The organism is Jannaschia sp. L-14R (assembly GCF_056857695.1).
This window is the reverse complement of record NZ_JBSXNP010000008.1, coordinates 200,221-226,058: the sequence shown is the minus strand read 5'-3', so window position 1 is coordinate 226,058 and position 25,838 is coordinate 200,221. Positions and strand designations below refer to the sequence as shown.

Here is a 25,838-nt window from a genome sequence, read left to right as displayed (position 1 = left end):
CGACGGACGTCGATTCATGTTGGACAACCTTACCGGTCCCGGAGGCGCAGCGAAGGGCAACGCTTACTACGAAGTCATGGGTGTATCACGTCACTGGCGCTACAGCCGCGAAAATATGGATCGCCTCATAAAAGAAGGGCGCATAATCCAGCCGAAGCCAGGAGGCGTTCCACGTTACAAACGTTACCTAGACGAAATGCCGGGCGTTCCTTGTTCCGACAGTTGGGATGACATCCGCCCCCTCAACTCCCAAGCCCAAGAACGCCTCGGCTACCCCACCCAAAAACCCCAGGCCCTCCTCGAACGCATCATCTCCGCGTCCTCGAACGAAGGCGACATAATCCTCGACCCCTTCTGCGGCTGCGGCACCACGGTCCACGCCGCGCAGGCGCTGGACCGCAAGTGGATCGGCATCGACGTCACCCACCTCGCCATCGGCCTGATCGAAAAGCGTTTGCGCGATGCCTACCGCGAGCGACCCGACGACCTCAATTTCAAGACCTACGGCGTCCCGCAGGACATCGAGGGCGCGCGCAACCTCGCCCGCCGGGGCCGCACGGAGGGCCGTCATTACTTCGAATTCGAGAAATGGGCCGTCTCCCTTCTGGCCGGGGAGCAGACGAAGAACACCGGCGACGGCGGCATCGACGGCATCATCCCCTTCGGCAAGAAGTCCATGGCCGTCGTCTCGGTCAAGGCGGGCGAGAATGTCGGCGTCGCCATGATCCGCGACCTGCGCGGCGCGATGGAACGGACGGGGGCCGAGATCGGCATCTTCCTGACCCTCACGCCTCCCAAGGGCGGCATGGCCGCCGAGGCGGCGGCGGCGGGCCAGCACGAGGAACCGGGCTTCGCCCCCGTCCCCCGCATCCAGATCGTCACCATCGAGACCGCGATGGAGTTACGCGACCGCGCCGCGCAAATTCCCGCCCGCCTCGGGTCCGTCCAGAAGGTCGCGCCGAAACAAAAGAACGACGCGGATCAGGGCAAACTTCTCTAGTCGCGACCCCCCTGCCGCCATACCCCCGGACCGCCCCACCGCACACCGGGGATGCCTGCGCGTCTGCACGGGGGGTGTACGGGGGGTGCATCGGGGGTGCATCCCGTTTCGGCCACGCCGACAGGCGGCTGCCGCACGTCCGCATCCGTCACCCCTGCCCTGCGCCAGCGGGCCTTGAACCGGTCGCGGGTGCCGCATCACTCCCCGTCCGACAGGTCCATCGACAGGGCATGGATCTGCTGCATGATATCGCCCAGCGCCGCATGAACCATCCGGTGCCGAGCCAAGCGCGACTGTCCGGTAAAGGCATCCGCCGCGATCACGACGTGCCAATGACTCTCGCCCGTGCCGTCGTCGCCCGAATGGCCCGCGTGTTTGTGGCTCTCGTTGACCACCTCCAGACGGCTGGGCGACAGCGTCTCGGTCAGCCGTGCGCGGATCGCCGCTTCCATTGTCATCGAATTTCCTTTCAAATTGCGTCCTCGAGGCCTTCACCTCCGGCCCGACAATGCCTAGAGTCCAACGCCTCAGGCCGGAAGGGGGTTCGAAGATGACCAGCAAAGACCCATTCAATTTCGACATGCGTGTGTCGACGGCCAAGAAGCGTAATCCCAGGGGTAAACGTGGCATGTCCGGCGCGGTCGAAACATCGACGCGCGTCTGCGATCACGATGGATGCGAAGAAGGCGGCAAGTACCGCGCACCCAAGATGCGCGACACCAGCGAAGATTATTTCTGGTTCTGCAAGGACCACGTCCGCGAATACAACGCCAAGTGGAGCTTCTTCGACGGCGCGACCGAGGCCGAGCTGGCCCGACAGACCGAATCCGATGAACGCCCCACCGCGCCATTTCGCAAGTCAGTCGAGGAACGCGCATGGGCGCGCCTGGGGATCGAGGACGCCCATCAGGTGCTGGGCGGCAATGCCACCCGCAATCCCGGACGGGGGGTCGTGGGGCGCAAGCTGCCGCCGACCGAACGCAAGGCGCTGACCATCCTTGAAGGCAAGGACGATTGGGACAAGGCGATGATCCGCAAGGCTTACAAGAGCCTGATCAAGGTGCTGCACCCCGATATCAACGGCGGCGACCGCAGTCAGGAAGAACAGCTGAGCGAAGTCGTCTGGGCCTGGGACCAGCTGAAGGACAGCCGCAATTTCAAATAGATGTGGCGCAAAGATCGCCCGCGATTAGCTTGGCCGGTCGTCTTTCCATTGCTGTAACTCATCCGCCAGTCGCGACAGTGGATCGGGGCGATAGGGCCTGAAATCCGGGTCCGTCGCCTCGTAGGTCCAGCGCTCACGGACGGCGGCATGCAGATCGTCCAACCGCAAGATCGCGTCGCGCGGCGCACCGAACCGCCGCATCAGCGCGGCGACTGGCCCGCCTTTCGGCACGCTGGAATTTTCCAGCGGACCAAGCGGATCGCGTTCTGCCTTGATCGCGGCGGAGACGAGCGGGTCGAACTCCAGCCCCATGACGCCCGCGCCTTCCATCATCCAGTCCAGCGCGATCGCGCTGAGCGCGGTGATATCGCCGCCACCGCCGACTGATCCATGGTCGCCTGCGAAATGCTGCTGCCGATAAGGCAGGGTGGCATGGCCCAGGTTCAGTTCGTCCAGATTGGACCATAGGGTCGGGCGAAACGCCCTGCGCCGCTCGTCGATGGCAACGGCGTGGCGCGCGGACCGGACCATCGGTGCCAGTGTTGTATCGTGGAATGCGTATTTCCTGTTCAACATCGGCGCCGCCGTGAAATACCCTGGCACGCCCAGCGCGCCCACCGTATCCCAGACACCCAGATAGGCCACGTCGAACTGCACGGCCTCGTCCGCGCCGAATTCGGCATAGATATCGGCATCGTCGGGATCGGTCATGATGTGGGGCGAATTGAGCGCCCGCCATTCCGCGTTGCGCCGCTGACGTCGGTCCGCCGTTTCGATCCGACGCTCGGAATAGCGCGCGACCGCCTCCGGCAAAAGGTGCAGATCGGCACGTGCCAGAAGGCCCGTGAACCGGATCAACCCGACAAGGGATCGCGCGGTGAAGGCGCCGCGGGAAAACCCGAAGACGAACACCTCGTCCCCCGGCTCGTAGAGAAAGACGAGGTGACGGTAGGCTTCGGTCACGTTTTCCATCAGGCCCAGCCCCAGCACACCGCCCAACACGCGGTCCGTGGCGCGTGACAGGGCGGTCACACCACGCCGCCCTGTGCCCACCCCCTCGATGTAGATCGGGATCTGCACAAGATCGTCCACCCCGACCGGAGCGAGAGCCTGGCCCAGCCGGACGACATTGGTGGGATCGGGTGCCTCGGCAGCATTCCAGGTCCCGTCACACAGAAGAACGATGCGTTTCATCCCGGCAGTCTACACGATGCGGCGGACCAGCCATAAAAAAGACGCCCCCGGCCGGAACGACACGGGAGCGTCAGTCGTCATGGGACGGAATCGGTCCGGGGGGACCGCTCCGCCCCATCGCCCGCCGCATCCTGGGTGTTGCGCGACGGGTTGAACGGGCGCGGGAGGACGCGCCGTCATCACTTACTGCTTGGGCAGCAGAACACGGTCGATGACGTGAATGACGCCGTTCGATTGTTTGACGTCGGCGGTGGTCACGGTCGCTTCGCGGCCATTTTCGTCGGTGAGGGTGAAGGTGTCGCCCGAATATGTGCCCTGCAGAACGCAACCGCCCACGGTCGTGATCGGGTAGGAACCGCCATCGGCGTCGATCATGCCCTTCAGCGCGTCCGACATCACGTCTCCGGCGACGACATGACAGGTCAGGACCTGCTGAAGCTGGGCCTTGTTCTCGGGCAGCAGCAGGGCATTCAGAGACTCCTCGCTGATCATGCCGAAAGCCTTGTCCGTCGGGGCGAATACGGTGAACGGGCCAGGGCCCTGCAGCGTCTCGACCAGATCGGCGGCAGTCACGGCGGCGACCAGAGTGGTGTGGATCGGCGAGTTCACGGCATTCTCGATGATGTTCTTTTGGGCGAACATCTCCGCCCCGCCGACCATCGGGTTCGCGGCATTCGCGTCGGCCAGTGCGGCAGCGGTGGTCAGCGACAGGGCGGCTACAGCGCCAAGAACGATTGTTTTCATGATGTCTCTCCAGAATGAATGCGCGGAGAGCGTCTGCCCCCCGTCGCACCCAGACACGCAAAGAGCGCGGCGGAGTTTCAGCCAGATGGCGCGAAAATGCCTTTACAGATCGGAAAGAGGTCCGGCGGCCAGAACCGCACCCGTCGGCTGCCCGGTGGGCGACCCGCCCGGCGGTTCGTCCGAGACGGCCAGAACCATGCCCTCTGTCAGACCCGCCGGGGCCGGAATGACCACACGGTCCTGATCGGGCAGCACACCCAGCGATACCGGCGCGGTATCGCCGGCGATCAGCCAGAGTTGCAGGACACGGCCCGGCAATGGCTCGCCCGACCGGCGAATGATCAGCAGATCGGTGCCGTCAGTGCCAGCGGCCAGGTACAGATCGCCCGCGCCGGAGCCTTCGATGCCCGGCATTTCGGCGTTCAGCGTCGGGACGAATCCGGTCGGTGGCTGCAACAGGAAAACGGCCAGCGCAAAGGCCGCGACCGGCCCCGCGACGATGCCCGCCCAGCCCCACCAGCGGCTGCGTTTCGGCTCGGGTCGGAACAACCTGGCCTCGATTTCGGCGCGCAGACGGGCGGGCGCGGGCACATCGCGACCGGCCAGCATCGGCGACAGCGCCTCGGCCCAGTCTGAGTGCAGTTGCGCCAGCGTCCGGTCCTGCGGCAGACGCCGTTCAACGGCCGCTTCTTCCTCGGGGGACAGAAGGCCCAGAAGATACTCGCCTATCAGTGCGCGATCATCGTCTTCGAATGTGTCGGTCACGTCGGTCATCGGCTCAGACACTCCCGCAGGGCGATCAGACTGCGCCGCAGCCATGTCCGCATCGTGTTAAGCGGAATGTCGAAGCGCGCCGCCAGATCGGCATATGTCTCGCCTTCCAGATAGGCGCGGCGCACGGCTTCGGACTTCTGATCCTCCAGTTCGGCCAGGCAGTCGACGATGGCGCGCGCCTCACCGCGGGCGACGGCGTTCGCCTCGGGTCCGGGGGCGATGTCACGCAGAAGATCGTCGGCGGGCATCTCGCGCCGCCCCGCCTCGGCCCGTCGCTTGCGCAGCCGGTCGATGCAATGGTTGCGCGCGACCGTTGCCATCCAGGTAATCGGGGACAGCCCGTTCACGCGGTATCGGTCGGCGTTTCGCCATATTTTGACATAGATGTCCTGCAAGGCGTCCTCTGCTTCCGCTCGGTTTCCCAAGACACGCAGCGACAAACCGAAGAGTTTCCCCGATGTCGCATCGTAAAGCTGTCCGAACGCCGCACGGTCTCCCAGGGCCGCCCCGGCAAGCCAGCGCTCCAGATCGTCACGTGTCGCCAATCGACCCTCCCGATGTATGCCTCAGGCACGCACGCGTCGATTTCACGCCCGGCCTTCCCCTTGCAGATAACCCCCTTATGTTGCATCCGGGCGAGCAACTGCAAGGAGACCGGACGATGGCAGATGGTGCGATGGACATGATGGCGGAACCGACCAAGGACTTTTCCGTCCGCGAGGTGTTCGGCATCGACAGCAACATGATCATCAAGGGGTTTCCCAAAGGCGGCGACCGCGTGCCGGTCATGGACCCGACCTACAAGTTCGATCCCGATACCACGCTGGCGATTCTGGCGGGCTTCGGCTGGAACCGCCGGGTGATGATCCAGGGCTATCACGGCACCGGAAAATCGACGCACATCGAACAGGTCGCCGCGCGCCTGAACTGGCCCTGCGTCCGCGTGAACCTCGACAGCCACATCAGCCGGATCGACCTGATCGGCAAGGATGCGATCAAGCTGCGCGACGGCGTGCAGGTCACCGAATTCCACGAAGGCATCCTGCCCTGGGCGCTACGGAACCCTGTCGCCATCGTGTTCGACGAATACGACGCGGGCCGTGCCGATGTGATGTTCGTGATCCAGCGCGTGCTGGAACATGACGGCAAGCTGACCCTGATGGACCAGAACACCATCATCGAACCGCACCCGTCCTTCCGCCTGTTCGCCACTGCCAACACGGTCGGCCTGGGCGACACGACGGGCCTGTATCATGGCACGCAACAGATCAACCAGGCGCAGATGGACCGCTGGTCGCTGGTGGCGACGCTGAACTATCTGTCTCACGATGCCGAGACGATGATCGTTCTGGCCAAGAACGCGCATTACAATACCGAGGCCGGGCGCAAGACCGTCAGCCGCATGGTCACCGTCGCCGACATGACCCGGACCGCATTCATGAACGGCGACCTGTCCACCGTCATGTCGCCCCGCACCGTGCTGGCCTGGGCCCAGAACGCCGAGATCTTCCGCGACGTGGGATATGCGTTCCGCCTGACGTTCCTGAACAAATGCGACGAGCTGGAGCGGCAGACCGTGGCCGAGTTCTACCAGCGGTGTTTCGACGAGGAACTGCCGGAGAGTGCGGCGAGTCTGAGCCTGGGGTGATGGGCGGGTTTGCTTTTCGAAGCCTCGCCTGCACTGGAAGCGGGAGGTCTGGCCAAGTTCCCGGAGATCGAGGCCGTCCACACAGCTTGGAAGATTTGGGGGCGAGATGAATAAACCCACCGACAACCCCGCCGATCCGTTCAAGAAGGCCCTCGCCGAGGCCACCAAGACCATGGCCGACGATCCGGAGCTGAACGTCTCGTTCTCCGTCGATCCGCCGGGCAAGACCGACGACAGCATCCGCCTGCCGCAGGTCAGCCGCCGCATGACCCGCGACGAAGTGCTGCTGGCGCGCGGCACGGCGGATGCTTTCGCCCTGCGCCACCGTCACCACGATATCGCTGTCGCCAACAAATACATGCCACAGGGCAACATGGCGCGCGAGTTGTACGAGGCGATGGAAACCGCCCGGTGCGAGGCGGTCGGCGCCCGCGACATGCCCGGCACCGCGGGCAACATCGACGCCAAGATGAGTGTCGAGGCGACGCGCAAGGGCTATGGCGAAGTGACCGACAAGGCGCAGATTCCGCTGGCTTCCGCCGTCGGATATTGGGTCCGCCAGATGGCCACGGGCCGCGACATGCCCAAGGGCGCGGACAATGCCCTGGACCTGTGGCGCGGCTTCATCGAGGAATCGGTGGGTGACCGACTGGACAACGTGCAGGACCTGCTGGCCGACCAGTCCGCCTTCGCCCGCCTTGCCCGCCAGATGATCGAGGACCTGGGCTACGGCGACCAGCTGGGCGACGACCCCGATATCGAAGACGAGGATCAGGAGGACGAGGGCCAGTCCGAGGAAGAGGAGGAGCCCGACAGCACCGGCGACGACGATCAGGAGGACGCCGATGCCGACGCTTCGCCGGATCAGTCGCAGGAGCAGCAGGACGACCCCAGCCAGGCCCAGGTCAGCATGGACGACATGGCCGATCAGGAAGCCGGTGAAGAGGCGGAGATGCCCGACTCGGACGAGGCGAAGGACCCGCCCGCCCCGCAGCCGGTATCGGACGCCGACCCGAATTACACTGTCTTCACCGAAGCTTTTGACGAGATCGTCGGGGCCGCCGACCTTGCCGAACCGGCGGAGCTGGAGCGTTTGCGCGCCTATCTGGATCAGCAGTTGGAGCCACTGAAGGGCGCGGTGTCGCGACTTGCGAACAAGTTGCAGCGCCGCTTGCAGGCTCAGCAAAACCGCTCGTGGGAGTTCGACCTTGAGGAAGGCATCCTTGACGCCGGACGTCTGGCCCGCGTCGTCGCCAACCCCACCACCCCCCTGTCGTTCAAGATGGAGCGGGATACCGAGTTCCGCGATACCTGCGTGACGCTTCTTCTGGATAATTCCGGCTCGATGCGCGGACGTCCGATTTCGATCGCCGCGATCTGCGCCGACGTTCTGGCGCGGACGCTGGAACGCTGCGGTGTGAAGGTCGAGATACTGGGCTTTACCACCAAGGCGTGGAAGGGCGGACAATCCCGCGAGGCCTGGCTCAAGGCCGAACGCCCCGCCTCGCCCGGTCGCCTGAACGACCTGCGCCACATCATCTACAAATCCGCCGACGCGCCGTGGCGCCGGGTGCGCCCGAACCTTGGGCTGATGATGAAGGAAGGCCTGCTGAAGGAAAACATCGACGGCGAGGCGCTGGAATGGGCGCACCGCCGCGCCATCGCCCGGCCCGAGGCGCGCAAGATCCTGATGGTGATTTCCGATGGTGCGCCCGTCGACGACAGCACCCTGTCGGTGAACCCGGCCAACTTTCTGGAAAAACACCTGCGCGACGTGATCGCCATGGTCGAGAAACGCCGCGCGGTCGAACTGCTGGCCATCGGCATCGGGCATGACGTGACGCGGTATTACGACCGGGCCGTGACGATCACGGACGTCGAGCAACTGGCGGGCGCGATGACAGAACAGCTGGCCGCCTTGTTCGACAGCGATCCGCGCGCAAGGGCGCGGGTGATGGGAATGCGCCGCGCCTCCTGACCCTGGTGCGCCCTGCCCGGTCGAAGCCTCCGGCGGGGATATTTGGACAAGGGGAAGCGGGATTGAAAAGCCCTCCCCTATTTGAAAATATTTCGCAGGGGTCCGGCGGTGCGCGCCCTGCCTTCCGACATTGCGACCAAACCGGAGACCCGCATGTTCCAGACCTTCGACGTCACCGCCCGACCCGAGGCCGCCGCGCCCCGCGTGGCCCGCCTGCGCGCGTGGATGGCCACGCAGGATCTCGACGCTTTCCTCGTGCCCCGCGCCGACGCGCATCAGGGCGAATACGTCGCCCCCCGCGACGAGCGCATGGCCTATATTTCCGGCTTCACCGGGTCCGCGGGGTTCGTCGTCGTGTTGCACGACCGGGCGGCGATCTTCACCGATGGGCGGTATACCGTGCAGGTCCGTGCGCAGACCGACCCCGCGATTTTCGAGACGGTGAACTGGCCCGCGACGGGACTGGCCGACTGGTTGCCCGGTGCCCTGCCTGACGGCGGACGTCTAGGATTCGATCCGATGCTGCACAGCGTTACTCAGATCGAGGGGCTGCGCAAACTGTCCGGGCTGGACGTCGTGGCGGTGTCCAACGGTGTCGATGCCACATGGCCCGACCGTCCGGCCCCGCCCAACGCGCCGATGACCGTCTATCCGCAGGCGCTGGCCGGCAGATCTGCCGCCGAAAAACGCGCCGAAATCGCCACCGCGCTGCAAGCCGCCGGTGTCGCCAGCTATGTCACGAACCAACCCGAGGCGGTGGCCTGGCTGCTGAACATTCGCGGTGCTGACATTGCGCGAACGCCCCTGCCGCAGTGCTTTGCGGTGATCCATGCCGATGCCGGGGTCGATCTGATCTGCGCGCCGGAAAAAGCCGCCCCGATCACGGATCATCTGGGACCTGACGTGCGGGTCACGGCGCCCGCCGACATGGCCGCTTTGCTGGGTGGGCTGACCGGCCCTGTCGGCCATGACCCAGCAAGTTGCCCCGTCGCGCTGGCCGAAATGCTGACGGATGCCAAGGCGATCCCCGACCCCTTCGCCCTGCCCCGCGCACGCAAGACCGGGGCCGAGATCGCCGCCACGACCGAGGCGCATCTGCGCGATGGGGCCGCCATGGTCCGTTTCCTGCGCTGGCTGGACCACGACCGCCCGGCGGATGCGACCGAGATCGACGTGGTTCGGGCGCTGGAAGGCTTCCGGCGTGACACCAACCAGTTGAAGGATATCAGCTTCGAGACCATCGCAGGCGTCGGTTCCAACGGTGCCATCGTGCATTACCGGGTGAACGAGGACACGAACCGGAAGTTGGGAACGGACACCATCCTGCTGGTCGATTCCGGCGCGCAATATCTGGATGGAACCACGGATATCACGCGGACCATGCCGCTGGGAACGCCTCCGGACGGTGCAGTGCGGGCGTTTACCCGCGTGTTGCAGGGACTGATCGCGATCAGCCGGGCGCGGTTTCCGGTCGGTGTCGCGGGCGCGCATCTGGACGCTCTGGCGCGCGCGCCCCTTTGGATGGATCACCGCGATTACGATCATGGGACGGGGCATGGTGTCGGCGTCTATCTGGGTGTGCATGACGGGCCTGCGCGGATCAGCCGTGTCAGTCAGGTGCCACTGGAAGCGGGCATGATCCTGTCGAACGAGCCGGGATATTACCGCGAGGGCGAATACGGCATCCGGATCGAAAACCTGATCCATGTGGTCGAGGCGGTCCGACCCGACGGCGGCGACGACCGCAAGATGCTGCGGTTCGAGACGCTGACCTGGGTTCCGATCGACCGGCGGCTGATTGATCGCGCGCTTCTGTCACCCGACGAGCGGGCGTGGGTCGATAGGTATCATGCTGATGTCATGTCGAAAATAGGCCCGCGCGTCGACGGTGCGGAGAGGGAATGGCTGACCGCGATGTGCGCGCCTCTCTGACCTTTCGTCGGGGGTTCGCAACGGATAGGGTTCGCCGAAAGAGGGAGAAGCTCATGACGAAGATCACCGTATCGCCCGCCGAGGGAACCTGGTCCGTGCGTTCAGACGATGGCGTTCTGGTCGAAAGCAGGAATGCCCTGTCCCTGGTCGAGGACGATATGGGCTTCGTGATTTACTTCCCGCGCGCGGACGTTGCGATGGCCTTGCTGGAACGCACTGAAACGACGACGGAATCTCCATACAAGGGCACGGCGAACTATTATTCGTACATCGGTCAGTCGGCACAGATCATGGATGTCGCCTGGACCTACGAGGATGTCACGAATCCGGACGCCAAGGCGGTCGAAGGGCATCTGGCATTCTATGACACCAAGGTCACGATCGAACAGATCTGACGTCGCCGCCGTCTGCAAATCCGGATATTACGGGGGTGCATACCGGGGTATTACCCCGGTATTCCGTCCAGACGCATCATTCTGCACCTGCGCTTTGCCGGGGCCTTTGGACCCGACCCGGAATGTCCGGCCGTGTCGAGATGTCGGACAGGTCCGATTTTTCCGCCACGACATTGGCTTCATATGCCGGCGTCGACGGCTTGCGATGCAAGTCGGGCGCGGTGGATGTCTATGCCGTTTTGCCACAGGACGATCAAGCCGAAGCCCACCACAAGAATGATTGACATGATATAATTGAACAGGATCATCAGAAGCGCCGTTTCGGGCGGAACGTCCAGCATTTGCAACGCAAATCCTGCGCCAAAAATGAAGCTGCCGGGGATCCGCACGAAACGACCCAGCACCATGATGAACCCGGCAAACACCATCAGGAAAATATAGTCCCAAGGGGTCAGAACGACGCCAACCGCAAGACCTGCCCAGACGAAGTGGGTGGCTGCTGTCAGCTTGGCCGCGACCGCACCCAGGAACACCGCCGCCCGCCGCATCGCATCGCGCGGCCAGACCACACCATTGCAGAGAGCCCTGCGCAGTTCCCTGCCATCGCCGCGCATTCGCTTGGCCAGCCAGTCAAACAGACGGCAAACCGCTGGTCCGTCGGTGGCGAAAAGCGCGCGGAACCGGAACATCGCCCAAAGCAATCCCCCGAATACTGCAATATTGAGTGCCCCCGCGACGCTCAGGCCCAGTTCCAGATTGCCCTCGACCTGCGGAACCCGCCCGGACATAGCCAGGACACCGGCAAAAAGCGCAAAAACCACGCCGTCGACAAAGCGCGAAATGATTGTGGTTGTCAGTACGGTTGCCATCTTCAACTGTTCAAGCCGTGCGATGATCCATGCCCGTACCAACGGGCTGATGCCAAGCGGCACCAGCACATTGGCCCCGTATCCGGCCAGCAAAGCGCCGGTTAACCTCAAGGTGCCAACAGATTTGACATCATGCAAAATCTGACGCCATTTCCAGCCGTTCAGGAACTGTTCCAGCAGGATGGTCACGGCAAGAACCACGATCCAGACGGGATTGGCCGACCGCAACACTTCCAGGAATTTCCAGAAGTCCAGGCTTCCATACAGCAGGAAAATCAAAAGAAGCGCCACGACACCACCGATCAATGGAGCCGCCCAGCGCAGCAATATTCTTTTCATGACTGCTCCTGATCGGCGACCGGTTCAGCGAAGCCGCCAAAGCCGTCCTCCTGTCCGTCGGATGTGGGAACGGCCTAACGATTTTCAGTACATACGTCATATCACCATTGCGGTATCGGGTTCAGGCTTCGACGCGATACTTCTGGCAAAGGGCCACCTGCAAGCACCGGTTTCAATAGACGTCGGTCGTGTAAAGAAAGCGCCGGCGCGCGATGTCACGGCACGGAACAGCGGACCCTGAATTCGACCGGGGCAAGGCCTGCATAGGCGCGCATGAGCGACCGCATCGCGACCCTCAGTTCTGTCGGACCAGTTTGCCGGGGTTCATCGTGCCCTCGGGATCAAGGCTGCGTTTGATCGCGCCCATCACGTCCCAGGCGGCCCCGTGTTCCGCCTCCATCAGGTGCAGCTTGCCAAGGCCGACGCCATGTTCGCCCGTCGCCGTGCCGCCCAGGTCCAGCGCATGCGCGACCATTGCGTCCGACAGGCGCTTGGCCTCGGCGATCTCTGTGGGCGCGTTGCGGTCGACCAGCAGGATCGCGTGATAATTCCCGTCTCCGACATGACCCAGGATAGGACCATCAAGGGGCGAGGCATCGATGTCGGCGGCGGCGCGGGCGATGGCCTGCCCCAGTTTGGAAATCGGGACACAGACATCGGTGACGACGGCGGTGGCACCGGGACGTGTGGCCAGGATCGTGTGATAGGCACGGTGGCGCATCGACCAGAGTTTGCTGCGATCCTCGGGTTTGGTGGCCCAGCGATATGCGCTGCCGCCATGGTCTGCGGCGATCTGGCCGAAATGTTCCGCCTCGGCCGCGACAGCGGCGTCGGAGCCGTGGAATTCCAGCAGCAGATGCGGTGTCTCGGGCAGGTCGGCCCCGTCGGCGGCATTCAGTATCCGGGTCGTGGCGATATCGACGTATTCGATGCGCGCCGGGGTCAGCCCCATCTGCATGGCGAGGATCACGGCGTCGATGGCGCCTTCGGTCGTCGCGAAACCGCAGACGGCGGCGGCGGTCGCCTCGGGCTGGCCCCAGAGTTTCAGGGTCAGTTCGGTGATCAGGCCCAGCGTCCCTTCGGAGCCGACGAACAGCGCGGTCAGGTCATAGCCCGCCGATGATTTCCGGGCACGGGTGCCAGTGTGGATGACGCGCCCGTCGGCCAGCACGACCTCCAGCCCGCGCACCTGATCGCGCATCGTGCCGTAGCGCACCGCCGTAGTCCCGCTGGCGCGCGTTGCGGCCATCCCACCGAGCGAGGCATTGGCGCCGGGATCGACTGGAAACATCAGGCCGGTGGCGCGGAGTTCGGTGTTCAGCGCTTCGCGTGTGCAGCCCGGCTGGACGCGCACCAGCATGTCATCGGGCACAATTTCCAGCACCGCGTCCATGTGGCGGAAGTCGACCGTAATGCCGCCGCGCGGGGCAGAGGCATGGCCTTCCAGCGCTGTGCCGGTGCCCCAGCCGATCACCGGCAGGTCATGTCGGGCGCAGGTCTGCACGATGGCCGCCACCTCCGCCGTCGTCACGGGATAGGCCACGGCGTCGGGCGGCATTTCGGGATGGAACGTTTCGGACCGGCCATGCAGGGACAGATCGCTCTTTCCCGTGGACAGGCGTTCGCCTAGCATCGCCTGCAATTCGGACAGTGCGTCTTGCGGGATCATCGGCCCCTCCCCAAATGGAACGCCCCCGAGGGTGCGCGAGGGGCGCGGGAAGGACAAGAGGCAGTGACCGACGCCCCCCCGTCAGCCGCCAGAGCATCGCATCCGATTACCGGCAGGTTCCGCCGCGCCTGGGAGGTGGTGCGCAGGCGCGGGCCGTCCAAGGTTCAGTTCTGGTTTATCGCGCTGATCGTGGGCATCGCCTCGGGCTATGCCGCCGTCGCCTTCATGATGGCCATTCAAAGCTTGCAGACGGCGCTATATGGCACGGACGATCCACGCAAATTGCATTCCTTCGCGGCGACGATGCCCTGGTTCTGGGTGCTCATCCTGCCGGTGATGGGCGGCCTTCTGGTCGGATGGATCCTGACGCGGTTCACCCCGGATGGGCGTATCCGCGCTGTCGCCGAGGTCATCCAGGCCTCGGCCATGAAGGAAGGCCGGGTCGAACGTCGCGCCGGATTGGCGTCGATCGCCGCCTCGCTGATAACTTTGTCGTCGGGCGGCTCGTCGGGCCGCGAGGGGCCCGTGGTCCACATGACCGGCATGATCGCGGGCTGGGTCAGCAACAAGATGAACGCCGATGGGGTGACGGGCCGCGACCTTCTGGGATGCGCGGTGGCGGCGGGCGTCGCGGCCAGTTTCAACGCACCGCTGGCGGGCGCGCTGTTCGCGATGGAAGTCGTACTGCGGCATTTCGCCGTCCATGCCTTCGCGCCCATCGCCATCGCCGCCGTGTCAGGGTCGGTCATCAGCCGCATCCACTTTGGCGACGTGACCGAATTCGTTCTGCCGCAGGCGGGGGCGCTGGCGTTTTATGTCGAACTGCCGGCGTTCATCCTGCTGGGCGTGGTCTGCGCGCTGGTGGCGGTGACCTTGATGAAATCGGTGTTTTTCGCCGAGGACGTGGCAAACCGCATCCAGGCGCGCCTGTCGATGCCGCCGATGCTGCGCCCGGCCATGGCGGGGCTGATGCTGGGGGCGATGGCGATCTTCTTTCCGCATATCATCGGCGTCGGCTACGAGACGACGAGCGCGGCCCTGTCGGGAAACCTGATCCTGCGCGAGGCAATCGTGTTCGCCATCCTGAAGGTCGCCGCCGTCAGTATCACCATGGGCGGACGGATGGGCGGGGGGATATTTTCGCCTGCCCTGATGGTCGGTGCCCTGACCGGGCTGGCGTTCGGGTTGATCGCGACGGCGGTCTTTCCCGACATCTCGGGGACCGGATCACTCTATGCGCTGGCAGGGATGGGCGCGGTCGGGGGGGCGGTGCTGGGCGCGCCGATCTCGACGACGCTGATCGTGTTCGAGCTGACCGGCGACTGGCAGACCGGGCTGGCGGTGATGGTCGCGGTGTCGATCGCATCGGCGCTGGCGTCACGGATGGTGGACCGGTCGTTCTTCCTGACGCAGCTGGAGCGGCGCGGCATCCATCTGGCGGCGGGGCCGCAGGCCTATCTGCTGGCGATGTTCAAGGTCTCGAGCGTGATGAAATCGTCCGACCACCCCAATGCCCCGCCCGAAGACCGCGTACGCCGGGCCGTGAACGAGGGGCTGTTCGTGGCCCCCGTCGACACGCTGGAGGCCGCGATGCCCCTGTTCGAGAGGTCGAATTCGGACTTTCTGGCGGTCGTTCGGCTGTCTGATGAAGGTGCACCGGATGTCTTGGGCGTTGTGCTGCATGTCGATGCACTGCGGGTCTATAACCGGGCACTGGCCGCGACGGCGGCGGAGGAGCATTCGTGATGCGGGTTGAAAAAAGGGTCGTGATGATCGGGGCGACCGGGGCCGTGGGCGGGGCCTGCGCTGCGGCGCTGACCGGGCGGGCCGGGGTGACGGCGCTTGGCCGACGGACCGAGGATGGATTGGCAGCGGATCAGCATGTCGTCGATCTGGCCGACCCCGCCAGCTATGCCGCGCATCTTGAAGGGCAGGATGCCGCGATCTGCTGTCTGGGCGTGGGCGAGCCATCGAACGTGTCGCGGGCGGAATTCAGGCGCGTCGACCACGATATTCCGCTGGCGTTCGCCACGGCCTGCCGGGCCGCAGGTGTGTCCGGATTTTCGCTGCTGTCGTCGGTCGGGGCGGATGCCGGGTCGCGGATTTTCTTCGCGCGCAGCAAGGGCGAACTGGAGGACGGGCTGCGGGCACTGGCCTTCGACCGGCTGAGCCTGTTTCATCCGTCGATGATCCTGACGCCGAAGAACCGCTATGGCCTCTCGCAGGCGCTGACGCTGGCGATCTGGCCCAGGCTGACCCCCCTGTTCCAGGGGCCGATGAAGAAGCTGCGCGGTATCCCCGTGGCCCGTCTGGGTCGGGCAATCGCGCAGGATGCGCTGCGCGACCGTCCGGGCGAAGCCACCTATGAGTGGCCCGAGATCATGGACCTGAGCGCGGAATGATCGCGCCACGGTAGCCGATGACACGGCATGCCAGATTGTGGCCCGTCTGCAATGCGGCGGCCTGATCCGCGCCGGACAGCCAGGCTGCGAGGTATCCGCCGGTAAAGCTGTCGCCCGCAGCCGTCGTGTCCACCACCTTGTCGCAGGGCGCATAGGTCGCGTTGAAGCGCGCGCCTATGGGCAACGGGCCGGATTCGCCACGTTTGAGCGCACCTGTCGGAACGCCGTATCCTTCGATCCGCGCCATCACGGCAGCGGTGTCCGCATCGCCGAAGAGCGCCATTTCGTCGTCGACGCTGGGAAATCCGATGTCGGTTTCGCGCCACATCGCGGCGACCGCCGACTGTGCCGTCGGCACGTCTTCCCACAGTCGGGGGCGATAGTTGCTGTCGAAGGCGATACGCCCCCCCGAGGCGCGGTACCCCGGAACCCACGACATCAGCGCCGCGCGGGCTTGCGGCGCCAGTATCGCCAGCGTGATGGCAGACAGGTGCACCACGTCGAACTGCGACAGGGTTTCGGGTTGGATCGGGCTGTCGGGTGTCATCATGGTGCGCGCCGCAGATGTGTCGCGCCAGTAGACGAAGCTGCGTTCGCCAGACGTATCGGTTTCGATGGCATAGGCCCCGGCGATACGGTCGGCATGGCGGGTGATGTGATCGGTCAAAACGTCTTCGTCAGCGATGCGCGCCACCATCCGGTCCGACAGCATGTCCTGCCCGACGGCAGAGACGAAAGACACACGATGCACATCCGGCAGGGACCGGCGCAGATAGATTGCGGTGTTCAGCGTATCGCCCGCAAAGCCCAGATGCGCGATATCGCCGTCCAGCGACAGCTCCACCATGGCTTCGCCCAGACAGGCGATCGAAAGCGGGCGGTCGGTCATGGCGGTATCCCCTTTGGCTTCATGGCTCGGCGGCGCAAGATAGGCGCGCGTCGGGGTGGGCGCAAACAGGTCGGCAGGCGTTTCCCTGCCCCGCCGCGCGGACTATGGTCCGGCCAGCCACGCCCCCGGAGACCGCGATGACCGACGACCGCCCCGCAGGCCCCATGCCCCCCGTCGACCCAGGCAAGCTGAAGGCATTTCTGGATCGTCTGTCGACCGAGGTTCACGCGGCAGATGACTGGGGACAGGTCGCCACCTACATTCCTGAGCTTGCCGATGTGGCGCCTAACCAGTTTGCGATCTCGGTCGTTCTGGCAGACGGGACACGTCTGTCGGCAGGCGCGCGCAGCGTGCCATTCTCGATCCAGAGCGTGTCGAAAGTCTTCATGCTGGCCTGCGTCCTGGGGCGCGAAGGAGATAATATCTGGCGGCGCGTCGATCGGGAGCCATCCGGCGATCGCTTCGATTCGATCCTTCTGCTGGAACAGGAGAAGGGCCGCCCGCGCAATCCGTTCATCAACGCCGGCGCGCTGGTGACGACGGATGCCATGCTGGCCAACCGCGCGCCGAAACAGGCGCTGAGCGAGTTTCTGGGATTTCTGCGCGCCGCCGCCGGAGACGAGGATATCCATATCGACCCGAGCGTCGCCGCGTCCGAGGCGCGCTATGGGTTCCGCAATGTGGCGCTGGCGAATTATCTGAAATCATATGATAATCTGCACAACGCGCCCGAACTGACGCTGGGCACGTATTTCCACCAATGCGCGGTCGAGATGACCACCGATCAACTGGCCATGGCCGGTCGGATGATCGCGCAACTGCCGGGTGCTCCGCCCCTGATGGCACCCGCGCGGGCACGGCGGCTGGGGGCCCTGATGATGACCTGTGGCCATTACGACGGGTCGGGCGATTTCGCCTTCCGCGTCGGTCTGCCGGGCAAGAGCGGGGTCGGCGGCGGTATCCTGATGGTTGCGCCCGGCCGGGCATCCATCGCGATCTGGTCGCCGGGGCTGAACAGCTATGGCAATTCCAAGGTCGGCACCGAAGCCGCGGAGTTGCTGACGGATTTCACCGGCTGGTCGGTTTTTTCCTAAGGCAGCGCGCCGGTCTGCACATAGGTCAGGATCTGGACGACCTGCGCCGGGGTTTCGGCCACGGCGAGCGCGGCGGCATCGACCTCTTTCAGCGCGTGCTGATGATCGGGACCATGCAGCACGATCAGCGATTTGCCCAAGGCCGCCGCCTGCCCCGCATCGAAGGCCGCGTTCCATTGCTTGTACTTGTCACCGAACCGCACGACCACGATGTCGGCAGCGGCGAGTGCCGTGCGCGTGCGGATGGCGTTCAGTCTGGCGCCCTTGTTGTCGTGCCAGAACTTGTCCGGCTCGGCCCCCAGAATGGCCACGCCGCAATCGTCCGAGGCGGCGTGGTCGGTCACCGGGGCGGAGAAGGTGACATCCAGACCCGCATCCGCGCAGCCCTGCATGATTTCGTCGCGCCAATCGGTGTGGATTTCGCCGGACAGATAGATGGAAAGGGTCATCGAAAGCTCCGTGGCATCGGTTGGATCAATAGGTGGCGCGTCCGCCCGACAGATCGAAGGCCGCGCCCGTGGTAAAGCTGTTCTCCTTCGAGCAGAGCCAGAGGATCATCGCCGCCGCCTCGCCCAGTTCAAGGAAGCGACCGCGCGGAATTTTCGACAGCATGTAGTCGATGTGCTCCTGCTTCATCTGGTCGAAGATGCGGGTGCGGGCGGCGGCGGGGGTCACGCAGTTCACCGCGATATCCATATCCGCCAGCTCTTTTCCCAGCGATTTGGTCAGGCCGATGACACCCGCCTTGGACGCGGAATAGGCCGAGGCGTTGGGATTCCCCTCCTTGCCTGCAACCGAGGCGATATTGACGATGCGACCGTATCCTTTGGCCCGCATCCCCGGCACCACCGCCTTGTTCACGAGGAACGTGCCGGTCAGGTTGATCGCGACGACCTGCTGAAATTCCTCGACCGGATAATCGGCAAGGGGCGCGTTTGACCCGGCGATCCCGGCGGAATTCACGAGGATGTCTGCTTCGCCCAACGCATCCACGGTCTGCTTGTGCGCCGCCTGCACCGAGGCCCAGTCGCCCAGATCGCAGGGCACGGCGATGGCCCCGTTGCCCAGTGTCGCGGCAGCTTCTCTCGCCAGTTCCTTGTCCATGTCCCAGATCGCGACACGCGCGCCGTGATGGGCCAGCTCCGTAGCGACGGCCCCGCCGATCCCCTGCGCACCGCCGGTCACGACAGCGATGCGGTTCCTGAAATCCGAAGTATCCATGGGTCTCTGCCTCTCAAGATGGTGTTGCGCCGACGATAGCGGATCGCTGGCCAAGGTCGAGCATCTGCGTTTGACCTGCAAGTCGGCAAATGGCGGGCGGGGCGCCCGGTGGCCATGACGGACCTTTCGCGCTTTCGCTTCGGCGTTACCCGCCGACCCCGAAAACCTGCCCCGGTCTTCTTCGGGGGATCCGAACCCCAATATCTCGGGTGTTCATGCCCGGCCTCCGAGACCGTTCGGCGTGCCGGATAGCCGCAGAAAAGCCGGGGGCGTGGGATGCCGTCCCCGCGCCCCCGGCATCAATCCGTTCAGCTACAACCGGACGTCCCGCCGCAGGTGTTGCACTTCATGCAGGTGCCGTTGCGGACCAGCGTGTAGTTGCCACACTCGCCACAGGCCTCGCCCTCGTAGCCCTGCATCTTCGCCTTGGCCCGCGCGTTCAGACCCGTGGCCGCGACCGTCGTGGTGGAGGTGGTGAACGTGGCCTGCGCGGTCTCCGAGAAGCCTGACGCCGCGGTCGATCCGGCAAGTTCCGCCGCGACACGGTCCATGCCACCACGAAGCGCGACCAGATCCTGCGGCATACGATTGCGCAGATACCCTGACGAGGTGACCGACTTGATGACCTCCAGCGACTTGGTGGCCGCCGATTGACCAAGGGCCGAGACGTTGCCATCCGCGTCGGGGGTGCCTTCGCCGCCGTTGTGGATCGAGTCGAAGGTCGCGCCTTCGGGTTTGACGTGGGCCAGATCTTCCCGGTCCAGATAGCTGACGGCCAGTTCGCGGAAGATGTAGTCCAGAACCGACGTGGCGTTCTTGATTGCCGCGTTGCCCTGCACCATGCCCGCAGGTTCGAACTTGGTGAAGGTGAAGGCGTCCACGAATTCCTCGAGCGGGACGCCGTATTGCAGGCCGACCGACACGGCTATGGCGAAGTTGTTCATCATCGCCCGGAAGCCCGCGCCTTCCTTGTGCATGTCGATGAAGATTTCGCCCAGATTGCCGTCCTTGTATTCGCCGGTCCGCAAATAGACCTTGTGACCGCCGACGACCGCCTTCTGGGTATAGCCCTTGCGCCGCTCGGGCAATTTGGTGCGCGCGGCGCGGGCGACCTCCTTGACGATGATCTTCTCGATCACCTTTTCGGCCAGAACGCCGGCCTTTTCGTGTGGCGTACCGCTTTCCAGGATCTCGGCGGCCTCATCGTCATCCTCGACCAGGGCCGCGGCCAAGGGCTGCGACAGTTTCGATCCGTCACGGTAGAGCGCGTTGGCCTTGACCCCCAAGGACCACGAAAGTTCGTAGGCGGCCTTGCAGTCCTCGATGGTGGCGTTGTTGGGCATGTTGATCGTCTTGGAGATCGCGCCCGAGATGAAGCTCTGCGCCGCCGCCATCATGTGGATGTGGCTGTCGACCGACAGGAATCGTTTGCCCTTCTTGCCGCAGGGGTTGGCGCAATCGAACACGCTCAGGTGCTCGTCGCGCAGATCCGGCGCGCCTTCCAGCGTCATCGTGCCGCAAACGTGGTCGTTGGCCGCCTCGATCTCTTTCTTCGAGAAGCCCAGATGCCGGAGCAGGTCGAAGGTCGGATCGTTCAGCCTGGCCGCCGGAATGCCCAGCGCCTTGGTGCAGAACTCCTCGCCCAGCGTCCACTGGTTGAACACGAAACGAATGTCGAAGGCCGAGGGCAACGCCGCTTCGATCTTGGCGATCTCCGCCTTGCCGAAGCCGTGCCCGATCAGCGACGTGTGGTTGATGCCGGGCGCCTGTCCCAGTGATCCGTGACCGACGGCATAGGCGATGATCTCGCCGATCTGCGCCTCGCCATAGCCCAGCTTGCGCAGGGCGGCGGGCACCGACTGGTTGATGATCTTGAAGTAACCGCCGCCGGCCAGCTTCTTGAACTTCACCAGGGCGAAGTCCGGCTCGATCCCGGTGGTGTCGCAATCCATGACCAGACCGATGGTGCCGGTCGGCGCGATCACAGTGGATTGGGCATTGCGGAAGCCGTTCTTCGCGCCCGCCTCGACGACCCCGTCCCAGATTTCGGCGGCCAGTGCGATCAGGCGCGCATCAGGGCAGCCGTCGATGTCCAGCGCGACGGGCTTGACCGCCAGTTCCTCGTAACCATCCGTCTGACCCTTGGCGGCATTGCGGTGATTCCGCATCACGCGCTGCATGTGGTCGGCATTCCTGGCGTAGCCGGGGAATGGCCCCAGCTCACCGGCCATTTCGGCCGACGTGGCGTAGGACACGCCCGTCATGACGGCGGTCAGCGCACCGCACAGCGCGCGACCTTCGCGCGAGTCGTAGCCCAGACCCATGTTCATCAGCAGGCCACCAATGTTGGCATAACCCAGACCCAGGGTGCGGAAGTCATACGACCGCTGGGCGATTTCCTTCGACGGGAACTGCGCCATGGCGACCGAGATTTCCAGAGTAACGGTCCAGAAGCGCGCCGCGTGAATATAGCCTTCGTGGTCGAAGGAGCCGTCGGCGTTCAGAAACTTCAGCAGGTTCATCGAGGCCAGATTGCAGGCCGTATCGTCGAGGAACATGTATTCGCTGCACGGATTCGACCCGCGGATCGCACCGTCTTCCGGGCAGGTGTGCCAGTCGTTGACGGTGTCATGGAACTGGATGCCCGGATCGGCACAGGCCCAGGCGGCATGGCCGATCTTGTCCCATAATTCGCGGGCCGGCACAGTCTTGGCGACCTTGCCGTCACGACGGTTGATCAGTTCCCAGTCAGCGTCCTTTTCAACGGCGTGCAGGAAGGCGTTCGTCACCCGGACCGAGTTGTTGGAGTTCTGTCCGGAAACGGTGCTGTAGGCTTCGGAATCCCAGTCAGTGTCGTAGGTCGGGAATTCGATGCTGTCATAACCCTGCTTGGCGTATTGCAGCACGCGCAGGATGTAGGCTTCGGGGATCATGTGCTTCTTGGCGGCCCGGATCACGTCCTTCAGCGCCTCGTTGACGTTCGGATCGGTCGCATCGTCCAGCGTGCCGTCCCAGGCGCGAACCGCTTCCATGACTTTGGTCAGCTGGGCCTGGTGCGCCTTGGACCCGGCAACGATGGCCGCGACCTTCTGCTCCTCGATGACCTTCCAGTCGATGAAGGCTTCGATATCGGGATGATCCATGTCGACGATGACCATCTTGGCTGCCCGCCGCGTGGTGCCGCCGGATTTGATGGCCCCGGCCGCCCGGTCGCCGATCTTGAGGAACCCCATAAGACCGCTCGACTTGCCGCCGCCCGACAATGCCTCGCCCTCACCGCGAAGCGAGGAGAAGTTGGTTCCGGTGCCCGAGCCGTATTTGAACAGACGCGCCTCGCGGACCCAGAGGTCCATGATGCCGCCGTCGTTCACCAGATCGTCGCTGACCGACTGGATGAAGCAGGCGTGCGGTTGCGGATGCTCGTAGGATGATTTGGAGCGGACCAGCTTGCCGGTCTTCGGGTCGACATAATGGTGCCCCTGCGCCGGGCCGTCGATGCCATATGCCCAATGCAGACCGGTGTTGAACCACTGCGGCGAATTCGGCGCGGCCATCTGTCGGGCCAGCATGACGCGCATTTCGTCGAAATAGGTGCGGGCATCTTCCTCGGTGGTGAAGTAACCGCCCTTCCAGCCCCAATAGGCCCAGGCCCCGGCCAAACGGTCGAACACCTGTTTGGACGACGTCTCGCCAGCGAAGCGTTCGTTCTCGGGCAATTTGGCCAGCGCGTCTTCGTCGGGAACCGAGCGCCACAGGAATTCGGGAACGTCCTTTTCCTTGACTGCCTTCAGCCGGGCCGGAACGCCTGCCTTGCGGAAATACTTCTGCGCGATGACATCGGATGCGACCTGGCTCCAGCCTTCGGGGATTTCCACTGCTTCCAGCTTGAACACCACGGTACCGTCGGGATTGCGGATCTCCGAAGTGGTGGTGGTGAAGGTGAGTGCCGAATAGGCATCTTTACCGCTTTCCGTGAATTTCCGCTCAAGCCGCATCGTGGTGTCCCCTATAAAATCGTCTTGTTACAAATCGGTGCTTATCGGCCCCGTCCCTTGTCCCGCACGGCAGTTTTCCGACGCACCTCGACCGTCGCGTCCGGTCGGACACGGGGGAAATGGAATGTCTGAGCTGCTGCCCGGTCTTGTCGCATTGAGCCACTACATTTGGTGGCCTCTCTTTGCCAAGACACCAATAGCTGCGGTTTTCGGGGGCGGTCAATGTGGATAACGGGGATAACTCGCAAAGAAAATTCTTGACCGCAGGTTAACGAATTCAGGACAGCCACGACTCACATTCACCTGGGTCGGGTAACGATGCGAAGTGCCTTGGAAACCTGCAAAACGGATGCGGTCGCCGTGCGGTCGGGGGGCGAAACGGAAACCGTGGCACGGCTGCAACGCCTGCTGTCATACAAAGTTGTCCACAGGATGTTAGATCCGGGAATCACCCGGCATGTCACGCGTTCATGAAGTTTGATCACCGTCACCCCGGCGGGACAGATATCCAGGATATCTGCAGTGTGGCTTATGTTGCCACTTGCGATACCAGATGTATCGCATGGTCGGGGCGAGAAGATTCGAACTTCCGACCCCCTGTACCCAAAACAGGTGCGCTACCAGGCTGCGCCACGCCCCGACACGTGCCGCTTAGCAGGGCTTTGCGACGGGGAAAAGCCTTGATGCTTCAATCGCAGGGCCAGGCGGCAGTATCCTGTGGAAGAGCGATGGAGCGCAGTTCGTCACCCGCGTCGATGCCCAGCGTCCGAGCCATGCCGCCATTGATCTCCAGCACAGCCAATGTCGGCGCGCCGGCGGGAATCGGCGTTTCGTCCAATGGCACGGCATTCTCGTGGACCCGCACGATGCGGCCTTCGTCATCGGCGAATATCATGTCGAGCGGGATCAGCGTGTTCCGCATCCAGAATGCGACATCGGATTCGCGCGGATAGACGAACAGCATCCCTGAAAGGCGGGGCAACGACTCGCGATTCATCAGGCCTTTTGCCTGCTCTGCCGGGGTCAGGGCCAGTTCGACGCGAAAACGGACTTGTCCGAAATCCCCGCGCACATCGACCATGCCATCCTGACATTCGCCCGATGAAAGAGCTGCAACATCGGTCGCGGCAAAAACCGGAACCGCCAGGATCAGGGCCAGACGCAAACCACCCATCAGCCGGTCGTTCAGTCGGTGAAATATTCCCATCGGCGCACCTCTACCGCTAGTTGTCCTCGCGCGCCATCCATGACGCGGACGCAGATTGCCTCGCCCGGAAGCAATTCCGCAAGGCCGAAACGGCGCACAACTTCGGTATGAACGAAGATGTCAGCAGTATCGCCGAAGATATTCACGAAGCCGAAGCCCTTGCTCCGGTCGAACCATTTCACCCGCGCCGGCAGATACGGAAGATCATCAGGGATCGGCATCAGGTATTCGGGGGAGGTCAGAGCCTCGGACGGAGTATCGGATCCGACCGGGTCGATCGACAGAATCCGAACTGCCTGAAGGCCCCGGTCGCTGACTTGATAGGTGAGCCGGATCAAACTGCCGTCGAGGACGGAACTCTGCCCGAAGTTGCGCAGGACATTGACGTGCAACAGGATATCCTGCTCCGCTTCATCGGACACGACGAAGCCAAAACCGCGGACCGGATCGAACCATTTCACGATTCCCGAAATCGTCAGCTCTGTGAAATCCGTCTCGCTCATACCCATCAAAACACCACTAGATCGTGCCCCCATCCAGTTGATGGAAAAGATCGATATTGGCCAGCCGGGCTGGCATTCAAGGGTGCATGTCCGGAAAAGCCTGACAATCCCGCGATGACGCCGGGTCAGCCGCGAAACTCCGCCTGTCGATCTGACAATCAGGCAGACCGCAGCCAGGTCGGCTGCAATCAGGGGTTGAGCCTTGCAACCGCCCAATTCCCCGTCTGCGGGGTATCGCGGGTGAATCGAAACCGGTCGTGCAGGCGAAACGCACCGTCGGCCCAGAGTTCCATCTCTACGGGCCGGATCCGAAATCCACCCCAGAACGGCGGGCGCCTGGGAGACACGCCCTTGCTTGCCGTGACCTTCGCCACTTCGGCCATCAAGGCACCCCGACTTTCCAGAGGGCGGGATTGCGCCGAGGCCCAGGCCCCCAGCCGCGATTGCAGCGACCGGGACGCGTAATAGACATCCGCCTGCTCGTCCGACACCCGCTCTACCGGACCGCGTACGCGGACCTGACGGCGCAGGCTTTTCCAGTGCATCACGAAGGCGGCCTGCGGGTTGGCGGCCAGTTCCCGCCCCTTCTTGCTTTCGAAATTCGTATAGAAAACAAAGGCCCCTTGTCCGATCTCGATCTCTTTCAGCAGGACCATGCGGACGTTCGGCAGGCCGTCCGGGTCGACCGTGGCAAGGGCGATTGCATTGGGGTCTTCCGGTTCGGACGCCGTGGCCTCCTCCAGCCAGCGGGCGGCGATGGCGACCGGGTCGTCGCCTGCGAATATGCCGTCGCGTTCCGCCATCGTACCGCCCCTGCCCC

23 protein-coding genes and 1 tRNA gene are annotated in these 25,838 nt (G+C 64.1%); 9 read left to right on the top strand and 15 right to left on the bottom strand.

Annotation, left to right across the window (positions count from 1 at the left end; translation table 11 throughout):
* Nucleotides 1–16 precede the first annotated feature (16 nt).
* The gene (locus AC13C2_RS03950; protein ID WP_482886004.1) at nt 17–1,000 is read left to right on the top strand and encodes a DNA methyltransferase; all 984 of its coding nucleotides are present in this window, start codon (nt 17–19) and stop codon (nt 998–1,000) included.
* Nucleotides 1,001–1,197: 197 nt separating this feature from the next.
* Here the strand turns inward: AC13C2_RS03950 and AC13C2_RS03945 are convergent, their stop codons facing one another.
* A complete protein-coding gene (locus AC13C2_RS03945; RefSeq protein WP_482886003.1) occupies nt 1,198–1,458 on the bottom strand; it encodes a BolA family protein in 261 nt (86 codons plus the stop codon).
* A 92-nt stretch (nt 1,459–1,550) separates the two neighbouring features.
* On the opposite strand from AC13C2_RS03945, the gene AC13C2_RS03940 reads away from it, so the two are divergent.
* Nucleotides 1,551–2,165, top strand: a complete 615-nt coding sequence (locus AC13C2_RS03940) for a DnaJ domain-containing protein (protein WP_482886002.1) — start codon at nt 1,551–1,553, stop codon at nt 2,163–2,165.
* 24 nt (nt 2,166–2,189) lie between these two features.
* Here the strand turns inward: AC13C2_RS03940 and AC13C2_RS03935 are convergent, their stop codons facing one another.
* The 4 genes from AC13C2_RS03935 to AC13C2_RS03920 form a co-directional block, all read right to left on the bottom strand.
* Nucleotides 2,190–3,359: a phospholipase effector Tle1 domain-containing protein gene (locus tag AC13C2_RS03935; RefSeq protein ID WP_482886001.1), complete on the bottom strand. Its 1,170-nt coding sequence runs from the start codon at nt 3,357–3,359 to the stop codon at nt 2,190–2,192.
* Nucleotides 3,360–3,542: 183 nt separating this feature from the next.
* Nucleotides 3,543–4,103 carry a fasciclin domain-containing protein gene (locus AC13C2_RS03930; protein ID WP_482886000.1) on the bottom strand — a complete coding sequence of 187 codons (561 nt, stop codon included), beginning with the start codon at nt 4,101–4,103 and terminating at the stop codon, nt 3,543–3,545.
* A 102-nt stretch (nt 4,104–4,205) separates the two neighbouring features.
* The gene (locus AC13C2_RS03925) at nt 4,206–4,877 is read right to left on the bottom strand and encodes an anti-sigma factor (RefSeq protein ID WP_482885999.1); all 672 of its coding nucleotides are present in this window, start codon (nt 4,875–4,877) and stop codon (nt 4,206–4,208) included.
* The gene (locus tag AC13C2_RS03920; RefSeq protein WP_092763200.1) at nt 4,874–5,422 is read right to left on the bottom strand and encodes a sigma-70 family RNA polymerase sigma factor; all 549 of its coding nucleotides are present in this window, start codon (nt 5,420–5,422) and stop codon (nt 4,874–4,876) included. Before AC13C2_RS03920 ends, AC13C2_RS03925 begins: the two co-directional genes overlap by 4 nt.
* A 116-nt stretch (nt 5,423–5,538) precedes the next feature.
* Between AC13C2_RS03920 and cobS the strand changes: the two genes are divergently transcribed.
* The 4 genes from cobS to AC13C2_RS03900 all read left to right on the top strand — a co-directional run bounded on the left by cobS (nt 5,539) and on the right by AC13C2_RS03900 (nt 10,830).
* A complete protein-coding gene (gene cobS, locus AC13C2_RS03915; RefSeq protein WP_092763202.1) occupies nt 5,539–6,525 on the top strand; it encodes a cobaltochelatase subunit CobS in 987 nt (328 codons plus the stop codon).
* Nucleotides 6,526–6,631: 106 nt separating this feature from the next.
* On the top strand, nt 6,632–8,503 hold the full coding sequence (gene cobT, locus AC13C2_RS03910; RefSeq protein ID WP_482885998.1) for a cobaltochelatase subunit CobT: 1,872 nt from the start codon (nt 6,632–6,634) through the stop codon (nt 8,501–8,503).
* A gap of 153 nt (nt 8,504–8,656) precedes the next feature.
* Complete coding sequence (locus AC13C2_RS03905; RefSeq protein WP_482885997.1) at nt 8,657–10,435, top strand: aminopeptidase P family protein; 1,779 nt, start codon at nt 8,657–8,659, stop codon at nt 10,433–10,435.
* Nucleotides 10,436–10,488: 53 nt separating this feature from the next.
* Nucleotides 10,489–10,830, top strand: coding sequence for a DUF427 domain-containing protein (locus AC13C2_RS03900; protein WP_092763211.1), 342 nt, complete (start codon nt 10,489–10,491; stop codon nt 10,828–10,830).
* A 179-nt stretch (nt 10,831–11,009) separates the two neighbouring features.
* Here the strand turns inward: AC13C2_RS03900 and AC13C2_RS03895 are convergent, their stop codons facing one another.
* Together AC13C2_RS03895 and AC13C2_RS03890 are read right to left on the bottom strand one after the other, a co-directional pair.
* Nucleotides 11,010–12,038 (bottom strand): lysylphosphatidylglycerol synthase transmembrane domain-containing protein, encoded by a 1,029-nt coding sequence (locus tag AC13C2_RS03895; protein WP_092763213.1) that lies wholly within the window; start codon nt 12,036–12,038, stop codon nt 11,010–11,012.
* A 295-nt stretch (nt 12,039–12,333) separates the two neighbouring features.
* On the bottom strand, nt 12,334–13,707 hold the full coding sequence (locus AC13C2_RS03890; protein ID WP_482885996.1) for an FAD-binding oxidoreductase: 1,374 nt from the start codon (nt 13,705–13,707) through the stop codon (nt 12,334–12,336).
* Nucleotides 13,708–13,770: 63 nt separating this feature from the next.
* On the opposite strand from AC13C2_RS03890, the gene AC13C2_RS03885 reads away from it, so the two are divergent.
* The gene (locus AC13C2_RS03885; RefSeq protein ID WP_482885995.1) at nt 13,771–15,453 is read left to right on the top strand and encodes a chloride channel protein; all 1,683 of its coding nucleotides are present in this window, start codon (nt 13,771–13,773) and stop codon (nt 15,451–15,453) included.
* Nucleotides 15,453–16,109 carry an NAD(P)H-binding protein gene (locus tag AC13C2_RS03880; protein WP_482885994.1) on the top strand — a complete coding sequence of 219 codons (657 nt, stop codon included), beginning with the start codon at nt 15,453–15,455 and terminating at the stop codon, nt 16,107–16,109. Before AC13C2_RS03885 ends, AC13C2_RS03880 begins: the two co-directional genes overlap by 1 nt.
* On the opposite strand, the gene AC13C2_RS03875 is transcribed toward AC13C2_RS03880, so the two are convergent.
* Nucleotides 16,087–16,998, bottom strand: a complete 912-nt coding sequence (locus AC13C2_RS03875) for a sugar kinase (RefSeq protein ID WP_482885993.1) — start codon at nt 16,996–16,998, stop codon at nt 16,087–16,089. The genes AC13C2_RS03880 and AC13C2_RS03875 overlap by 23 nt on opposite strands.
* A gap of 137 nt (nt 16,999–17,135) precedes the next feature.
* Here AC13C2_RS03875 and AC13C2_RS03870 point away from each other — a divergent pair, with 137 nt between their 5' ends.
* Nucleotides 17,136–18,092 carry a glutaminase gene (locus AC13C2_RS03870; protein WP_482885992.1) on the top strand — a complete coding sequence of 319 codons (957 nt, stop codon included), beginning with the start codon at nt 17,136–17,138 and terminating at the stop codon, nt 18,090–18,092.
* On the opposite strand, the gene AC13C2_RS03865 is transcribed toward AC13C2_RS03870, so the two are convergent.
* The 7 genes from AC13C2_RS03865 to pdxH all read right to left on the bottom strand — a co-directional run bounded on the left by AC13C2_RS03865 (nt 18,089) and on the right by pdxH (nt 25,821).
* Nucleotides 18,089–18,541, bottom strand: a complete 453-nt coding sequence (locus AC13C2_RS03865; protein ID WP_339641262.1) for a YtoQ family protein — start codon at nt 18,539–18,541, stop codon at nt 18,089–18,091. The two genes, AC13C2_RS03870 and AC13C2_RS03865, sit on opposite strands and share 4 nt — an antisense overlap.
* A gap of 25 nt (nt 18,542–18,566) precedes the next feature.
* Complete coding sequence (locus tag AC13C2_RS03860) at nt 18,567–19,313, bottom strand: SDR family NAD(P)-dependent oxidoreductase (RefSeq protein ID WP_482885991.1); 747 nt, start codon at nt 19,311–19,313, stop codon at nt 18,567–18,569.
* Nucleotides 19,314–19,621: 308 nt separating this feature from the next.
* The gene (locus AC13C2_RS03855) at nt 19,622–23,308 is read right to left on the bottom strand and encodes a vitamin B12-dependent ribonucleotide reductase (RefSeq protein ID WP_482885990.1); all 3,687 of its coding nucleotides are present in this window, start codon (nt 23,306–23,308) and stop codon (nt 19,622–19,624) included.
* Between the two features lie 563 nt (nt 23,309–23,871).
* Nucleotides 23,872–23,948, bottom strand: a tRNA-Pro gene (locus tag AC13C2_RS03850).
* A gap of 48 nt (nt 23,949–23,996) precedes the next feature.
* Nucleotides 23,997–24,515 carry a DUF192 domain-containing protein gene (locus tag AC13C2_RS03845; RefSeq protein WP_482885989.1) on the bottom strand — a complete coding sequence of 173 codons (519 nt, stop codon included), beginning with the start codon at nt 24,513–24,515 and terminating at the stop codon, nt 23,997–23,999.
* Nucleotides 24,494–25,018, bottom strand: coding sequence for a cold-shock protein (locus AC13C2_RS03840; RefSeq protein WP_482885988.1), 525 nt, complete (start codon nt 25,016–25,018; stop codon nt 24,494–24,496). The genes AC13C2_RS03845 and AC13C2_RS03840 overlap by 22 nt, the downstream gene beginning before the upstream one ends.
* A 188-nt stretch (nt 25,019–25,206) precedes the next feature.
* Nucleotides 25,207–25,821, bottom strand: a complete 615-nt coding sequence (pdxH, locus tag AC13C2_RS03835; protein WP_482885987.1) for a pyridoxamine 5'-phosphate oxidase — start codon at nt 25,819–25,821, stop codon at nt 25,207–25,209.
* Between the last annotated feature and the right edge of the window lie 17 nt (nt 25,822–25,838).

What these genes read in the sequence shown, in the direction of transcription:
- AC13C2_RS03950 (WP_482886004.1), top strand. Translation starts at nt 17, where the DNA reads ATGTTGGACAACCTTACCGGTCCCGGAGGCGCAGCGAAGGGCAACGCT.
- AC13C2_RS03940 (WP_482886002.1), top strand. Translation starts at nt 1,551, where the DNA reads ATGACCAGCAAAGACCCATTCAATTTCGACATGCGTGTGTCGACGGCC.
- AC13C2_RS03870 (WP_482885992.1), top strand. Translation starts at nt 17,136, where the DNA reads ATGACCGACGACCGCCCCGCAGGCCCCATGCCCCCCGTCGACCCAGGC.
- AC13C2_RS03860 (WP_482885991.1), bottom strand. Translation starts at nt 19,313, where the DNA reads ATGGATACTTCGGATTTCAGGAACCGCATCGCTGTCGTGACCGGCGGT.
- AC13C2_RS03895 (WP_092763213.1), bottom strand. Translation starts at nt 12,038, where the DNA reads ATGAAAAGAATATTGCTGCGCTGGGCGGCTCCATTGATCGGTGGTGTC.
- AC13C2_RS03930 (WP_482886000.1), bottom strand. Translation starts at nt 4,103, where the DNA reads ATGAAAACAATCGTTCTTGGCGCTGTAGCCGCCCTGTCGCTGACCACC.
- AC13C2_RS03945 (WP_482886003.1), bottom strand. Translation starts at nt 1,458, where the DNA reads ATGACAATGGAAGCGGCGATCCGCGCACGGCTGACCGAGACGCTGTCG.
- cobS (WP_092763202.1), top strand. Translation starts at nt 5,539, where the DNA reads ATGGCAGATGGTGCGATGGACATGATGGCGGAACCGACCAAGGACTTT.
- AC13C2_RS03890 (WP_482885996.1), bottom strand. Translation starts at nt 13,707, where the DNA reads ATGATCCCGCAAGACGCACTGTCCGAATTGCAGGCGATGCTAGGCGAA.
- cobT (WP_482885998.1), top strand. Translation starts at nt 6,632, where the DNA reads ATGAATAAACCCACCGACAACCCCGCCGATCCGTTCAAGAAGGCCCTC.
- pdxH (WP_482885987.1), bottom strand. Translation starts at nt 25,821, where the DNA reads ATGGCGGAACGCGACGGCATATTCGCAGGCGACGACCCGGTCGCCATC.
- AC13C2_RS03900 (WP_092763211.1), top strand. Translation starts at nt 10,489, where the DNA reads ATGACGAAGATCACCGTATCGCCCGCCGAGGGAACCTGGTCCGTGCGT.
- AC13C2_RS03880 (WP_482885994.1), top strand. Translation starts at nt 15,453, where the DNA reads ATGCGGGTTGAAAAAAGGGTCGTGATGATCGGGGCGACCGGGGCCGTG.
- AC13C2_RS03845 (WP_482885989.1), bottom strand. Translation starts at nt 24,515, where the DNA reads ATGGGAATATTTCACCGACTGAACGACCGGCTGATGGGTGGTTTGCGT.
- AC13C2_RS03905 (WP_482885997.1), top strand. Translation starts at nt 8,657, where the DNA reads ATGTTCCAGACCTTCGACGTCACCGCCCGACCCGAGGCCGCCGCGCCC.
- AC13C2_RS03875 (WP_482885993.1), bottom strand. Translation starts at nt 16,998, where the DNA reads ATGACCGACCGCCCGCTTTCGATCGCCTGTCTGGGCGAAGCCATGGTG.
- AC13C2_RS03865 (WP_339641262.1), bottom strand. Translation starts at nt 18,541, where the DNA reads ATGACCCTTTCCATCTATCTGTCCGGCGAAATCCACACCGATTGGCGC.
- AC13C2_RS03840 (WP_482885988.1), bottom strand. Translation starts at nt 25,018, where the DNA reads ATGAGCGAGACGGATTTCACAGAGCTGACGATTTCGGGAATCGTGAAA.
- AC13C2_RS03855 (WP_482885990.1), bottom strand. Translation starts at nt 23,308, where the DNA reads ATGCGGCTTGAGCGGAAATTCACGGAAAGCGGTAAAGATGCCTATTCG.
- AC13C2_RS03935 (WP_482886001.1), bottom strand. Translation starts at nt 3,359, where the DNA reads ATGAAACGCATCGTTCTTCTGTGTGACGGGACCTGGAATGCTGCCGAG.
- AC13C2_RS03925 (WP_482885999.1), bottom strand. Translation starts at nt 4,877, where the DNA reads ATGACCGACGTGACCGACACATTCGAAGACGATGATCGCGCACTGATA.